The sequence below is a fragment of the Ramlibacter sp. PS3R-8 genome, from assembly GCF_037572435.1.
Classification (GTDB): Bacteria; Pseudomonadota; Gammaproteobacteria; order Burkholderiales; family Burkholderiaceae_C; genus Ramlibacter.
In genome coordinates this window covers 638,326-651,446 of the sequence record NZ_JBBHGT010000002.1, presented here as the reverse complement: position 1 = coordinate 651,446, position 13,121 = coordinate 638,326, and the positions used below count along the sequence as shown (strand labels likewise).

Below are 13,121 nucleotides of genomic sequence, written 5' to 3'. Positions count from 1 at the left end.
CCATGACGCCTGCGGGAAAAGACGACCGACGCCGGGGAGACGGCGAAGCAGCAGGGGAGCCGCCGCCGCCGCTGGCCGAATGGTTCGTGGCAGCCATCGGGCTGGTCGTCCTGCTGACCAGCGTCGGTTACCTGCTGTATGACGGCAACGGGCAATCGCAGCCGCCCGCACCCGCCATCCGCATGCTGGACATCCAACCGCAGCAGGGGCGCTTCCTGGTGCGGGTCCAGGCGGTGAACGAGAGCCGCACCACGGCCGCTGCGGTGCGGGTGGAAGGAACGCTCAAGCGCGGCAATGAACTGGTGGAACGCAGCGAGCTGGAGTTCGACTTCCTGCCCGGCCGGTCCACCCGCGAAGGCGGCATGTTCTTCACGGCGGACCCGCGCGGACTGCAACTGGAACTGGCGGCGCGAAGTTACCGGGCGCCCTAGGAAGCCCTAGCGCGCTGCCTGTGCGATCCGCACCAGTTCGGCCAGGTTGCGCGCGCCCAGCTTGGTCATGACGCGCGACTTGTGGACTTCCACGGTGCGCGGGCTGATCCCCAGTCGTTCGCCGATCGACCCGTTGTCGAGTCCATCGACCACCAGCGCCATCACCTGCCGTTCGCGCGGTGACAGCGTGGTCGCCACCGGCCGCGTGCCGATCGCGGAACGGGTCTCCGGCAGTCCGCTCATGGCGGCATCGACCGACGCGAGCAGCTGGTCGTGGTCGAAGGGCTTCTCCAGGAAGTCGACGGCCTGGAACTTGAATGCCTGCCGCGCCGTGGCGATGTCCGCATGCGCCGTGATCATGATCATCGGCAGCCGCGCGGGGTGGCTCGCCAGGGCCTCCTGCATCTCGAGCCCGGACAGCCCCGGCATGCGGATGTCGGCCAGCACCACCCCGCGCCATCCCGGCTGGATGGCGCGCAGGAAATCTTCGGCGCAGGCAAAGACCGCCGTCGCATGGCCATGAAGGCTGAACAGCAGGCTGATCGAATCGCGGACAGCCGGGTCGTCATCGACGATGAAGACGGTTTTCCGGTGTACTTCACTCGTCATGGGCTTCTCCGGTGCCGCTGGGGAGGGTGAAGCGGAAGGTCCCCCCGGCGCCGGCCTCGCCCCACAGGCGGCCGCCATGCGCCTCCACGATGGCCCGGCTGATCGACAGGCCGACCCCCATTCCGCCGGGCTTGGAGGAGGCGGGCGCATCGAACACCGAGCGGGCCCGATCGGCGCTCAGTCCGCTGCCGCTGTCCACCACCGACACGAGCACCGCGTCGTCCTGCAGCGCGGCGCTCACGACGACGGAGGGCGTGACGTCGTCGGCACCCGAGCGCTCCGCGGCGGCCTCGATGGCGTTGGCGACCAGGTTGCGCAACACCACGGCAATCTGCACGCGATCGATCCACACGGGCGGCAGCTCCGGCATGTCGCCCAGGTCCAGGCGAACCCGCAATTCCTCGGCGCGCCGCGCCTGGGACGTGACCGCTTCCTCCAGCGCTCCCCGCAGGTCGCTGGCCTGCAGCTCGGTCGAGCGTTCGCGAAAGAAGCGGCGCAACCGGTTGACGATTTCTCCGGCCCTGGCCGCCTCGCCGGCCAGCTTGTCGGTCACGTCCAGGATCGCGCGCGCCGCGGGATCGGTCTCGGGCAGCCGCCGCGCCAGCATCTGCGAAGCGCGCGCGTAGGTCGACAGGGCAGTCAGCGGCTGGTTGAGCTCGTGCGCCAGGGCCGCGGCCATGTCGCCGGCCGCGGCGAGTCGCAGCGACGACCGCAGCGCCGCTTCCGACGCCTGCCTCTCGTCGACGATGGCGCCGAGCAGGATGCCGGTGCAGGTGAGTGCCGCCATGAGGGCCTGGAGTTCGAACACGGTGGGCGGCTGGTACTGCCCGGTTTGCACCTCGACGATCAGCAAGGCCTGCACCAGCGCCGCCGACCACACCGCGCCGACCGCGCCCAGCCGCGTGGAGGCCCAGGCGACCGGCAGGAACAACACGTAGAACCACTTGAACTGGTCCTGGGGCACTTGCTCGAAGACGCCGACCACGGCGGCCGCGGTGACGATCGCGATCAGCCACCATTCGGGCAGACGCAGCATCGCGCCGGTTGCGGCGCGGTGCCTGGCGCTGGAGAGCACCACCAGGACGGGCAGGGTGACGACCAGCCCCACGCCATCCCCGATGGCGCCGCGATGAATCACCGCGGCCACCTGCGACAGGGGCACGATGTCCATCACCCAGAGCGCGGCAGCGCGCAGCGACGCCGACGTGAGCGACCCCAGCGCAGCGATGGCCAGGAAGAGGACGGCCGCGCGGCGCCCGATCGCGGCCTGTCCGCCCGGCCACCGCCGCAGCGCGGCTGCGGTGATGGCATAGCCGATGCTCAATGCGGCGGTGGACACCAGCAGCGTCGCATGCGGCATCCGTTGCGCGCCGATGAACGCCTCCTCGATGACCACGGCTGCCCAGACGACCGGCCAGCTGCGCGGGTGGACCACCAGCAGGCCGACGGCCAGCGCCGAATGCGGGTTCCATGGCGTGATGTTCAGGTTGACCATGGGGTAGTCACGGCTGACCCACGCCAGGGCCAGGTAACCCAGCAGGAACAGCGCGCTACGCGACAACGCATCCGTCGGCGCATGGGCCGTACGCGGAGTCGCGGGATGGGGCGGCACGGCGGACATTGCCGCCATTTTGGGTCAGCGGGCGGCCGGCCGGGCGCGCGCGCCCGGTCGCGTTGCGTGCGCTCGACGCGGCGGCGCGGCGGCGGGCGGGGGGCCGGCCAGGCGCTGGAACAGCGGCAGGACGGCGTCCGCCATGTCGAACTCCTCCTCGATGCGATGGCGCGCGGCGGCTGCCAGCTGCGCGCGCAGCGCCGGGTCGTTGCCCAGCGCGCACATGCGCTCGGCAAGCTGGGCCCAGTCGCCTGCGGTGAACAGCAGTCCGCTTTCGCCGGGCCGGACCAGTTCCGGGATGCCCGCCACGTCCGGCGCCACGACGGGAACGCCCAGCGCCATGGCCTCCATCAGGACCACGGGAAGGCCTTCCATGAACGACGCGAGCACGAGCACATCGGAGCGGCCGATTTCCTCGAGTGCGCGGCCTTCGGGCTGCCGGCCGAGCAGCTTGACGTGCGGCCCCATGCCGACGGCGACCACGCGCGCCATCACCGCGGCGCGGTCCGGGCCGTCGCCGAGCAGCACCAGTTCCGCGTCGAGGCCGCGGCTGCGCGCCATGGCGAACGCATCGATCAGCCCCAATTGGCCCTTCTCCGGCGCCAGGCGGCCGACGCAGATGATCCGGATCGGTCCGCCTCCAGACGCATCACGCGGCTGGCGTGGTGGCAGCTTGTCCAGCTCGACGCCGCACCGCACGACCAAAAGCTTGTTCCATTGCGCGGGGTGTGACAGCCGCATCGCCTGCGCGACACCGTACTGGGTGGCGCACGCCACGAACGTGCTCTCGCGGATCTTGTCGCCCAGCAGCGGACCGGCCGGAAACTCGAAGTCGCACAGGCCATGCAGCGTGAGACTCAGCCGGATGCCCAGATAGCGGGTGGCCACCAGCGCGGCATGCGCGGCGGCATTGGCGAAGTGGTTGTGAAGGTGACCCACGCCGCGCCGGTGCAGATGCTCGGCCAGCAGCATGCCTTCCAGGAAGTAGAACAGGGCATAGAGCAGGGCGCGCACGCCGCGGTTGCGATGCCGCAGCGAGAAGGTGAGCGCCGCGCTGTACGCGAGCGGCGCGCGCAGGAACATGCGCAGGTTGTTGCCCAGCACGGTGAAGGCGCCGGCCGGCAGCAGGTACGTCGTCTCGGCGCAGTCGGCGCGGTCGACGTCGCTCATGACTTCCTCGGGACGGGGCGGCCGCACGCTGAAGACATCGATCTGCATGCCGCGCTTGCGCAGCGCCGCGATCTCGCGCCGCACGAAGGTGTGCGAAGGCGCGGGGTACTGGCTGACGAGGTAGGCGATCTTCACGAAACTCATGGCCTCGGTTGCAGGGGGCTCAACCGGAAGGCGAGCCGGGATTCGGACAGCACGCCCTTGCGCGTGCGCGTGGTGGCGCCCTGCATGTCGCAGCGCGAGAGCTGGTAGCGGTTGGCGCCGGGCTCGTTCGGCCCCCAGCGCGTGCCAAGCGCCCGGGCGTACCCGGCATCCTGGACGGCCTGCACGACGCGTGCGTCGGCGTCGCCGTTGGGATAGCAGAACGTCTCGACCCTGGAGCCGAGCTTCGCTTCCAGCACGCGGCGCGACTCCGCGACTTCGTAGGCGAGGCCAGCGTCGTCCAGCTGGGGCAGCAGCTGGTGGGTCATGGAGTGGCTGCCGACCTCATGGCCCCGCGCGGCCATGGCGCGCAGCTGCTCCCAGGTCATCATGCCGTCCCACGCCGGCCGCGCGTTGCCGCCGGCGGCACGTTCCGTCGCGTCGACGAAAGCGTCCCGCTCGGCCGGGGTGAGGCCCTTGGCGCGCTCGACGAGGCCTTGCACCGTGGCCGCGACATCGGCCAAGTCCGGCGCGCCAAGCCGCGCGAGTGCGCGCGCAGCCGCGGCCCGGTCGGTGCGCAGCAGCCGCGCAGCGGCGTAGCCCAGCCGGTCGTGCCACAGGGTCTCGTTGTCCTCCACGGCCTGCACCGGCACGAAGAAGGATGCGCGCACGCCGAAGCGTTCGAGCACCGGCACCGCGTGCAGCGCGTTGTCGCGCTGCCCGTCGTCGAAGGTGATGGCGAGGAAGGGCCGCGCCGGGCGCTCGCCGGCGTCCCAGCGGCGTGCCGCGCCGGCGAACGTGTCCACCGTGTAGTGTTCGGCGAAATAGCCCACGAACCAGGTGAAGTCCGCCACGCTGACCGCGATGGCGGCGAGCGGGTACTCGCGCAGTTGCGCCGGCGGCAGCACCCGGTGGAAGGTGACGACGTTGAGGCGGTGCGCGCCCCGGTCGGCCCGGGTCAGCCCGATCGTGTAGAGCAGGTCTCCGGCGAGGTCGCGTACCGTGGGGCGAAGCAGCTTGAGCATGACGAAGCGCATCTTCGCGCGCGCGCGAGCTTGTCGCAGGCCAGCGCGGGAAGGCCCGTACGGGCCGACCCGCGTCAGCCGCAGTCCGACAGGCCTGGCCGGTAAGGTGGTTGCCATGTCAAAGCAGGTGCCCCGCATCCTCCTGACCGGCGGAGCCGGGTATATCGGCAGCCACACGTTCGTGAAGCTGAGGCAAGCCGGCATCGAGCCGGTCATCCTCGACAACTTCGCCAACAGCCATCCTGCCGTGATCGAGCGCCTCGCGCGCATCACCGGTGCGCCGGTCTGCCTGGAACGCGGCGATGTCCTCGACCGGGCGTTCGTCGAGGACGTCCTTCGCCGGCATGCGCCTGCCGGCGTCATCCACCTGGCCGGCGACAAGGCCGTGGGTGAGAGCGTCGCCCACCCGCTGAAGTACTTTCGCGGCAACATCGCCGGCGCCATCAGCTTGCTCGAAGCGATGGAAGCGGTGTATCTCCCCGTGGGGCCGCTGGGGCCGCCCACGCTCGTGTTCTCGAGTACCGCCACCGTCTACGGCGACGCCGGCACGGGTCCGATCGCCGAGGATTTCCCGCGCAGACACAGCAACCCGTACGGCCACACGAAGCTCGTGATCGAGGACATGCTCGAGGCCGTGCAGGCGGCGCGGCCCGAATGGCGCATCGGCGTCCTGCGGTACTTCAACCCGGTGGGCGCGCATCCGAGCGCGCTGATCGGCGAAGACCCCACGGGCACGCCCAACAACCTGATGCCGTACCTCACGCAGGTGGCGATCGGGCGCCGATCGCACCTGCGGATCTTCGGCGGCGACTACCCGACGCCCGACGGAACGGGAGTGCGGGACTACATCCACATCGAGGACCTCGCCGACGGCCACGTGGCTGCGTTGCGCACGCTGCAACGAACCGGGGAGAGCTTCACCGTCAACCTGGGCACCGGCCGCGGCTACAGCGTGCTGGAGGTCGTGAACGCCTTCGTCGATGCGACCGGCTGTCCCGTTCCCTACCGGATCGTCGAGCGCCGGCCGGGCGACGTGGCGCAGTGCTATGCCGACCCGTCACGCGCCATGCAGCTCCTCGGCTGGGAAGCGAAGCGCACCCTGGAGCAGATGTGCGCGGATGCGTGGCGCTGGCAGTCGCGGAACCCGCAGGGCTATGCCTCCGGCATGGCCTCGGCGGCGTCGTCCCAGGCGACCGAGAAGGAAAACGGGCTGCTGGTGATTGGCTAGCAGCCCGTGGGTGTCGTGGTGCCGGAGAGAGGAATCGAACCCCCGACCTTCGCATTACGAATGCGCTGCTCTACCAACTGAGCTACTCCGGCGAGCTGACGATTATAGCGAAGGCGCGATCCGTCCCCGCGCACGGGGACCCACGCGCGTGGCTACGGGTGATACCCCGTCACCCGCTCCACCTCGTTCTTCGAGCCGAGGATGACCGAGACGCGTTGGTGCAGTTTCTTCGGCTGGATGTCCAGGATGCGCTGCTTGCCGTCGGTGGCCGTGCCGCCCGCCTGTTCCACCAGCCATCCCATCGGGTTGGCTTCGTACATCAGGCGCAGCTTGCCCGGCTTGTCCGGCTCGCGCTTGTCCCAGGGATACAGGAAGACGCCGCCACGGGTGAGGATGCGGTGCACGTCGGCCACCATCGAGGCCACCCACCGCATGTTGAAGTCCTTGCCGCGCGGGCCCTGCTTGCCCGCCAGGCATTCGTCGATGTAGCGCTTGACCGGCGCGTCCCAGTGCCGCATGTTGGACATGTTGATGGCGAATTCCTTCGTGTCCTCGGGGATGCGCACGTCCTCCTGGGTCAGGATGAACGAGCCCTGTTCGCGGTCCAGCGTGAACATCGCCACGCCGTCACCCACCGTCAGCACCAGCGTGGTCTGCGGTCCGTAGATGCAATAGCCCGCGGCCACCTGCTGGTGCCCGCATTGCAGGAAGTCCTGCTCGCTGACGCCCGCGCCTTCCGGCTTCTTGAGCACGCTGAAGATGGTGCCGATGCTGACGTTGACGTCGATGTTGGACGATCCGTCCAGCGGGTCGAACATCAGCAGGTATTCGCCCTGTGGGTAGCGGTTGGGCACCACGTAGATGCCTTCCATTTCCTCGCTGGCCATCGCCGCGAGGTGGCCGCCCCATTCGTTGGCGTCGATCAGAACTTCGTTGGCGATGATGTCCAGCTTCTTCTGGATCTCGCCCTGCACGTTGTCGGTGCCGGCGGAGCCGAGCACGTCGCCGAGCGCGCCCTTGGTCACGGCGTGGCTGATGCTCTTGCAGGCCCGCGCGACCACTTCGAGCAGCAGGCGCAGGTCGGACGGGATGCGGTCGTGGACGCGTTGCTTCTCGACGAGGTAGCGGGTCAGGGAGATTCTGGCGCTCATGGGCGGTGCTCGAAAGGAAAAGAGGTTTGCACGGTCAGCGAAGTTCGAACGCGGGCAGCCGGCAGTTCACGGCCACGTTCTTCAGCGTGGCATAGACGGGCATGCCGTTCCTGAATTCCGGGGCGTCCTCGCCCTGGATCAGGGGGCGCAGGTAGCGCTTGCATGCGTCCGTGATGCCGAAGCCGTCCTCGGTGATGAACTCGCGCGGCATGAACTTCTCGACGTTCGCAACGGCGGACAAGGGGGCCATGCCGATGCGATAGCTGTAGGGCGAGTCGCTGACGCGCTCGATGGTCGGCATGACGGCGTTGTGGCCGTCCATCGCCAGCTTCACTGCCGCCGCCCCCACCTCGTACGCCTGCTGCACGTCGGTCTGCGACGCGATGTGGCGTGCAGCGCGCTGCAGGTAGTCCGCCACGGCCCAATGGAACTTGTGGCCCAGCGCGCGCTTCAGGATGCCGGCCACCACCGGCGCCGCGCCGCCGAGTTGCGCGTGGCCGAAAGCGTCCTTGCTGCCTTGTTCGGCGAGGAAGGTGCCATCCGGATGGTGGCACCCCTCGGAGACGATCACCGTGCAGTAGCCGTGCTGCTGCACCAGCGCCTGCACGCGCGCGGTGAACTTCGGCTCGTCGAAAGGGATTTCCGGGAACAGCACGACCACCGGGATGCCTTCGTCCTCGATCAGGCCGCCGGCCGCCGCTATCCAGCCTGCGTGCCGGCCCATCACCTCCAGCACGAAGATCTTGGTGGAGGTGCGCGCCATGGAGCGCACGTCGAACGCGGCCTCCAGCGCGGACACGGCCACGTACTTGGCAACGGAGCCGAAGCCGGGGCAGCAATCGGTGATCGGCAGGTCGTTGTCGACCGTCTTCGGGACGTGGATGGCCTGGATCGGGTAGCCCATGCTCTCCGACAGCTGGCTCACCTTGAAGCAGGTGTCGGCGGAGTCGCCGCCGCCGTTGTAGAAGAAGTAGCCGATGTCGTGCGCCTGGAACACCGCGATCAGGCGTTCGTATTCACGGCGGTTGGCCTCCACCGACTTGAGCTTGTAGCGGCAGGACCCGAACGCGCCGGAAGGCGTGGAGCGCAGCAGCGCGATCGACGCGGCGCTTTCCTGGCTGGTGTCGATCAGCTCCTCGGTGAGCGCACCGATGATTCCGTTTCGCGCGGCGAAGACCGTGCCGATCCTGCCGGGGTTCGCGCGCGCCGTCTCGATCACGCCGCAGGCGCTGGCATTGATCACGGCGGTGACACCGCCCGACTGGGCGTACAAGGCGTTCTTCGGGATGGCCATGGCTGCCTCACTCCGCCAATGCGCGCGAAACCACTTCGCGCACGTCGTTGCTCAGGTCCGGCTTCGCGGCCACGCGGGCGATGGCTTCGCGCGCCGCGCTGCGCAGGGGCTCCGCCAGTTTCTTCCAGCGGTCCAGGGCGCGTGCCAGGCGCGCCGCCACCTGCGGGTTGATGGCGTCGAGTTCGACGACGCGCTCGCTCCAGAACACATAGCCGGCGGCATCGCTGCGGTGGAAGCCGCCCGGGTTGGCGGAGCAGTAGCTGAAGATCACGCTGCGGGCGCGGTTCGGGTTGCGGATGTTGAAGTCCCGATGGTTCATCAGCTGCTTCACGGCAGGCAGCACGTTGCCACCGCGGTCGGGCGCGCCGGACTGCAGGGCAAACCACTTGTCCAGCACCAGCGCCTCATCCTTGAACAGGGCATGGAAGCGCTGCAGGGCCGGCGCGGCGAGTTCGTGGCCCGAACTCACCAGGGCGGCCAGGGCGTTGAAGCGGTCCGTCATGTTGGACGCATCCTTGAAGCGCTGGTAGGCCTTGCCGGGCCACACCGCATCGCCGGTGGCGCGCGCGGCCAGGCACAGGTGCGTGAGCGCCATGCCCGCCAGCGCGCGGCGGCCGCTGGACACCGGGTCCGGCGAATAGGCGCCACTCTCGGCATTGGTGGTGTACGCCCACTCCCAATCGGCGAACAGCGCATGCGCGAGCTGCTCGCGCATGGCTTCACGCACCGCGTGGATGCGCTGCGGATCCACCTCGTCCAGCTGCTCGGCGATGTAGGTCTCGGACGGCAGCGTCAGCACCAGGTCCTTGAAGGCGGAATCCAGTTGCGGGTTGCGCAGCACCGTGCGCATCGCCTCCACGAATGGCGCATCCAGCTGCACCGCGGTGCCGCTGCGGATGAAGGTCAGCGCGCGGCCGGTGGCCAGCCGCTGCCCGGCCTCCCAGCGATTGAACGGATCGGAGTCGTGCGCCAGCAGCGCCAGCAGCTGCTGGTCGCTGTACTCGTATTCCAGGATCACCGGCGCGCTGAAGCCGCGCAGCAGCGAGGGCACGGGCTCCGCGGTGTAGCCGGGGAAAGTGAGTGTCTCGCTTTGCTGCGCCAGCACGTGCATCCCGCTGGTGAGTTCGCGCCCTTGCGCGTCCAGCAGCCCCAGGGCCACCGGGATCACGAAGGGCTGCTTGTCGTGCTGGCCCGGCGTCGGCGCGCAGCTTTGCGTGAGCGTCAGCGAGTAGATGCCCGAAGCGCCGTCGTAATGGCTGGTGACCTTCAGGCGGGGCGTGCCCGCCTGGCTGTACCAGCGCTTGAACAGGTCCAGGCGTTGCGCCAGCTGCGACTCCGGGTTGGCATCGGCGATGGCGTGCGCGAAGTCCTCGCAGGTGACAGCGTGGCCGTCATGCCGCTCGAAGTACAGCGACAGGCCCTTGGCAAAGCCTTCGCGCCCGACCAGCGTCTGCATCATCCGGACGACCTCGGCGCCTTTTTCGTACACCGTGACGGTGTAGAAATTGTTGATCTCCAGGTACTGGTCGGGCCGCACCGGGTGCGCCATCGGGCCGGCGTCCTCGGGGAACTGCGCCGTGCGCAGCACCCGGACGTCCTCGATGCGCTTGACGGCGCGCGCGGACGCATCGCCGGCGAGGTCCTGGCTGAATTCCTGGTCGCGAAAGACGGTCAGGCCTTCCTTGAGCGAGAGCTGGAACCAGTCGCGGCAGGTGACGCGATTGCCCGTCCAGTTGTGGAAATACTCGTGGCCGACCACCGACTCGATGTTGGCGTAGTCGGTGTCCGTGGCGGTGCCCTGGCTGGCGAGAACGTACTTCGTGTTGAAGATGTTCAGGCCCTTGTTCTCCATCGCGCCCATGTTGAAGTCGCTGGTGGCGACGATCATGAAACGCTCCAGGTCGAGGGGCAGGCCGAAGCGCGCCTCGTCCCAGGCCACCGAAGCCATCAGCGAGTTCATCGCATGCTCGGTCTTGTCCAGGTCGCCGGGCCGCACGTAGACCTCCAGCAGGTGCTCGCGGCCGTTGCGCGCGGTGATGCGCTGCTGCCGGCACACCAGCCGGCCCGCCACCAGGGCGAACAGGTACGAAGGCTTGCGGAACGGATCCACCCACTTGGCGAAGTGGCGGCCGTCCTCCAGCGCGCCCTGGTCCACCAGGTTGCCGTTGGACAGCAGCACCGGGTATTTCTTGCGGTCGGCGCGCAGCGTGACGGTGTAGCTGGCCATCACGTCCGGCCGGTCCAGGAAGTAGGTGATGCGGCGGAATCCCTCGGCCTCGCACTGCGTGAAGAACGAATCGTTGCTGACGTACAGGCCCATCAGCTTGGTGTTCCTGGCAGGCGCGCAGGTGGTGAAGATCTCCAGCTCGAACGGCTCGTTGCCCTGCGGCAGGTTCTCCAGCACCAGCTGGCCGTCTTCCATCTTGAACGACGTGCCCTGGCCACCCACCAGCACGCGCGACAGGTTCAGATCCTCCCCGTCCAGGCGCAGCGGCTGCGGCGTCACGTCCGGGTTGCGGCGCAAGCGCATCTTGTTCAGCACCCGGGTCTTGCCCGGATCCAGGTCGAAACACAGTTCGACGGTGTCGATCCAGAAGGCGGGCGGCTGGTAGTCCGCGCGGTGGATCACCTTGGATTGTCCTTCACGCATGGAGGCTCTCCAGAAAATTCGATGTCATGAGTTCCTCGTAATCGCGGACCTGGGCGACCACGTGGGGCCCCGCCAGTTCGTCCGCCTCGTGGGTGCTGCAGATGGCGACGGCGCGCATGCCCGCGCGCCTGGCCGCCTCGATGCCGAACGGCGCGTCCTCGAACACGATGCATTGCGCCGGCGCGATGCCTACGCGCCGGGCCGCTTCCAGGAACAGGTCGGGCTGCGGCTTGCCGGCGATGCCTTCGTCGCCGCCGACGATGGCATCGGGGGCGCGCGCCAGCAACAGGCGCTGCAGGACGAAGGCGATGTTGTGCTTGTCGCCTGCCGTGGCGACCGCCAGCTTGAGGCCGCGCGCCTGCGCCAGACCGGCGAACTTGCGAAAGCCGGCGACCTCGCGGAAGTCCCGCCCGAAGAAGTCGCGGTACACGGCTTCCTTCTCGTTGATCAGTTCCACCGCGCGCTCGTCGGGAATGTCCTCGCCCATCAGGATGCGGATGCATTCCACGCCGGTGCGCCCGGTGGTCTTCTTCAGCACTTCGTCGATGCCCATGGCGATGTGGTGGTGCCGCGTAAAGACCTCCCAGCTGCGCGCGTGCGCGGGCATCGAGTCCACCATGGTGCCGTCCATGTCCAGGATCAGGGCGCGGGTGGCCATCAGACGCCCTGCTTCAGGGAGGCTTCGATGAAAGCGTCGAGGTCGCCGTCCAGCACCTTCTGCGTGGCCGAGATCTCGACGCCGGTGCGCAAGTCCTTGATGCGGCTGTTGTCCAGCACGTAGCTGCGGATCTGGTGGCCCCAGCCGACGTCGGTCTTGTTGTCTTCCAGCTTCTGCTGCGCTTCCTGGCGCTTGCGCATCTCGTGGTCGTACAGGCGCGAACGCAAGCGCTTCCAGGCCACGTCACGGTTGCTGTGCTGGCTGCGGCTGTCCTGGCACTGCACCACGATGTTGGTCGGGATGTGCGTCAGGCGCACCGCCGAATCGGTCTTGTTGATGTGCTGCCCGCCGGCGCCGGACGCGCGGTAGGTGTCCACGCGCACGTCGGCCGGGTTGATGTCGATCTCGATCGAGTCGTCGATCTCCGGATAGACGAACACGCTGGCAAAGCTGGTGTGGCGGCCGCCCGAGGAGTCGAAAGGCGACTTGCGCACCAGCCGGTGCACGCCGGTTTCGGTGCGCAGCAGGCCGAAGGCGTAGTCGCCCTCGATCTTGATCGTGGCGCCCTTGATGCCGGCGGTGTCGCCGGGCGTCTCGTCTTCCACGGTGGTCTTGAAGCCCTTGCGCTCGGCGTACTTCAGGTACTGCCGCATCAGCATGCTGGCCCAGTCGCACGCTTCCGTGCCCCCGGCGCCGGCCTGCAGGTCCAGGAAGCAGTTGTTCGGGTCCGCCGGCTGGTTGAACATGCGGCGGAACTCGAGCTTCTCGACGATCGCGGCCAGCTTGGCCGCATCGGCCTCGATGCTGGCAAGGCCGGCCTCGTCGCCTTCTTCCTTGCTCATCTCGAACAGTTCGAGGTTGTCGGCCAGGTCGCTCTGCAGGCTGGACAGCGTGACGACGATGTCGTCGAGCTGCTTCTTTTCCCGGCCCAGCTCCTGCGCCTTCTTGGGATCGTTCCAGACCGTGGGGTCTTCCAGCGAGGCGACGACGGTCCTCAGGCGCTCCGACTTGGCATCGAAGTCAAAGATACCCCCGGAGATCCTGCGTGCGCGCCCGCAGGTCCGTAAGGGTGGTGCCGATCAGGTTGATGCGTTCCGCGTCCATGTTCTTGTCCTTCAGTTCATCGGGCCCCGGAACAGCCGGGGCCGAACC

11 protein-coding genes and 1 tRNA gene are annotated in these 13,121 nt (G+C 68.5%); 2 read left to right on the top strand and 10 right to left on the bottom strand.

Features of this window, described 5'->3' with window-relative positions:
* Window positions 1-2 precede the first annotated feature (2 nt).
* Entirely contained in the window at window positions 3-431 is a 429-nt protein-coding gene (locus WG902_RS11025) for a hypothetical protein (protein ID WP_340060101.1), read from the top strand.
* A 6-nt stretch (window positions 432-437) separates the two neighbouring features.
* Here the strand turns inward: WG902_RS11025 and WG902_RS11020 are convergent, their stop codons facing one another.
* Genes WG902_RS11020 through WG902_RS11005 form a run of 4 tightly spaced genes read right to left on the bottom strand, consistent with a single transcriptional unit; the run spans window position 438 to window position 4,988 of the window.
* Window positions 438-1,040: a response regulator transcription factor gene (locus WG902_RS11020; protein WP_340060100.1), complete on the bottom strand. Its 603-nt coding sequence runs from the start codon at window positions 1,038-1,040 to the stop codon at window positions 438-440.
* Window positions 1,030-2,661 carry an ATP-binding protein gene (locus tag WG902_RS11015; protein WP_340060099.1) on the bottom strand — a complete coding sequence of 544 codons (1,632 nt, stop codon included), beginning with the start codon at window positions 2,659-2,661 and terminating at the stop codon, window positions 1,030-1,032. The genes WG902_RS11020 and WG902_RS11015 overlap by 11 nt, the downstream gene beginning before the upstream one ends.
* 15 nt (window positions 2,662-2,676) lie before the next feature.
* The gene (locus WG902_RS11010; RefSeq protein WP_340060098.1) at window positions 2,677-3,966 is read right to left on the bottom strand and encodes a glycosyltransferase family 4 protein; all 1,290 of its coding nucleotides are present in this window, start codon (window positions 3,964-3,966) and stop codon (window positions 2,677-2,679) included.
* Entirely contained in the window at window positions 3,963-4,988 is a 1,026-nt protein-coding gene (locus WG902_RS11005; RefSeq protein ID WP_340060097.1) for a polysaccharide deacetylase family protein, read from the bottom strand. Before WG902_RS11005 ends, WG902_RS11010 begins: the two co-directional genes overlap by 4 nt.
* A gap of 115 nt (window positions 4,989-5,103) precedes the next feature.
* Between WG902_RS11005 and galE the strand changes: the two genes are divergently transcribed.
* Complete coding sequence (gene galE / locus WG902_RS11000) at window positions 5,104-6,216, top strand: UDP-glucose 4-epimerase GalE (protein WP_340060096.1); 1,113 nt, start codon at window positions 5,104-5,106, stop codon at window positions 6,214-6,216.
* Between the two features lie 16 nt (window positions 6,217-6,232).
* On the opposite strand, the gene WG902_RS10995 is transcribed toward galE, so the two are convergent.
* From WG902_RS10995 to prfB, 6 genes are all read right to left on the bottom strand, one after another.
* Window positions 6,233-6,308: transfer RNA gene (locus WG902_RS10995), tRNA-Thr, on the bottom strand.
* Between the two features lie 60 nt (window positions 6,309-6,368).
* Window positions 6,369-7,367 (bottom strand): class 1 fructose-bisphosphatase, encoded by a 999-nt coding sequence (locus WG902_RS10990; protein WP_340060095.1) that lies wholly within the window; start codon window positions 7,365-7,367, stop codon window positions 6,369-6,371.
* Window positions 7,368-7,401: 34 nt separating this feature from the next.
* Window positions 7,402-8,661 carry a 6-phosphofructokinase gene (locus WG902_RS10985; RefSeq protein ID WP_340060094.1) on the bottom strand — a complete coding sequence of 420 codons (1,260 nt, stop codon included), beginning with the start codon at window positions 8,659-8,661 and terminating at the stop codon, window positions 7,402-7,404.
* Window positions 8,662-8,668: 7 nt separating this feature from the next.
* Complete coding sequence (gene pepN, locus WG902_RS10980; RefSeq protein WP_340060093.1) at window positions 8,669-11,311, bottom strand: aminopeptidase N; 2,643 nt, start codon at window positions 11,309-11,311, stop codon at window positions 8,669-8,671.
* Window positions 11,304-11,969, bottom strand: a complete 666-nt coding sequence (locus WG902_RS10975) for an HAD family hydrolase (protein ID WP_340060092.1) — start codon at window positions 11,967-11,969, stop codon at window positions 11,304-11,306. Before WG902_RS10975 ends, pepN begins: the two co-directional genes overlap by 8 nt.
* A protein-coding gene (gene prfB, locus WG902_RS10970; RefSeq protein WP_340060091.1) for a peptide chain release factor 2 occupies window positions 11,969-13,073 on the bottom strand; the annotation gives its coding sequence in 2 pieces (ribosomal slippage) (window positions 11,969-12,991 and window positions 12,993-13,073; 1,104 coding nt in all). Before prfB ends, WG902_RS10975 begins: the two co-directional genes overlap by 1 nt.
* Window positions 13,074-13,121 lie beyond the last annotated feature (48 nt).

What these genes read in the sequence shown, in the direction of transcription:
- WG902_RS11025 (WP_340060101.1), top strand. Translation starts at nt 3, where the DNA reads ATGACGCCTGCGGGAAAAGACGACCGACGCCGGGGAGACGGCGAAGCA.
- WG902_RS11020 (WP_340060100.1), bottom strand. Translation starts at nt 1,040, where the DNA reads ATGACGAGTGAAGTACACCGGAAAACCGTCTTCATCGTCGATGACGAC.
- WG902_RS11015 (WP_340060099.1), bottom strand. Translation starts at nt 2,661, where the DNA reads ATGTCCGCCGTGCCGCCCCATCCCGCGACTCCGCGTACGGCCCATGCG.
- WG902_RS11010 (WP_340060098.1), bottom strand. Translation starts at nt 3,966, where the DNA reads ATGAGTTTCGTGAAGATCGCCTACCTCGTCAGCCAGTACCCCGCGCCT.
- WG902_RS11005 (WP_340060097.1), bottom strand. Translation starts at nt 4,988, where the DNA reads ATGCTCAAGCTGCTTCGCCCCACGGTACGCGACCTCGCCGGAGACCTG.
- galE (WP_340060096.1), top strand. Translation starts at nt 5,104, where the DNA reads ATGTCAAAGCAGGTGCCCCGCATCCTCCTGACCGGCGGAGCCGGGTAT.
- WG902_RS10990 (WP_340060095.1), bottom strand. Translation starts at nt 7,367, where the DNA reads ATGAGCGCCAGAATCTCCCTGACCCGCTACCTCGTCGAGAAGCAACGC.
- WG902_RS10985 (WP_340060094.1), bottom strand. Translation starts at nt 8,661, where the DNA reads ATGGCCATCCCGAAGAACGCCTTGTACGCCCAGTCGGGCGGTGTCACC.
- pepN (WP_340060093.1), bottom strand. Translation starts at nt 11,311, where the DNA reads ATGCGTGAAGGACAATCCAAGGTGATCCACCGCGCGGACTACCAGCCG.
- WG902_RS10975 (WP_340060092.1), bottom strand. Translation starts at nt 11,969, where the DNA reads ATGGCCACCCGCGCCCTGATCCTGGACATGGACGGCACCATGGTGGAC.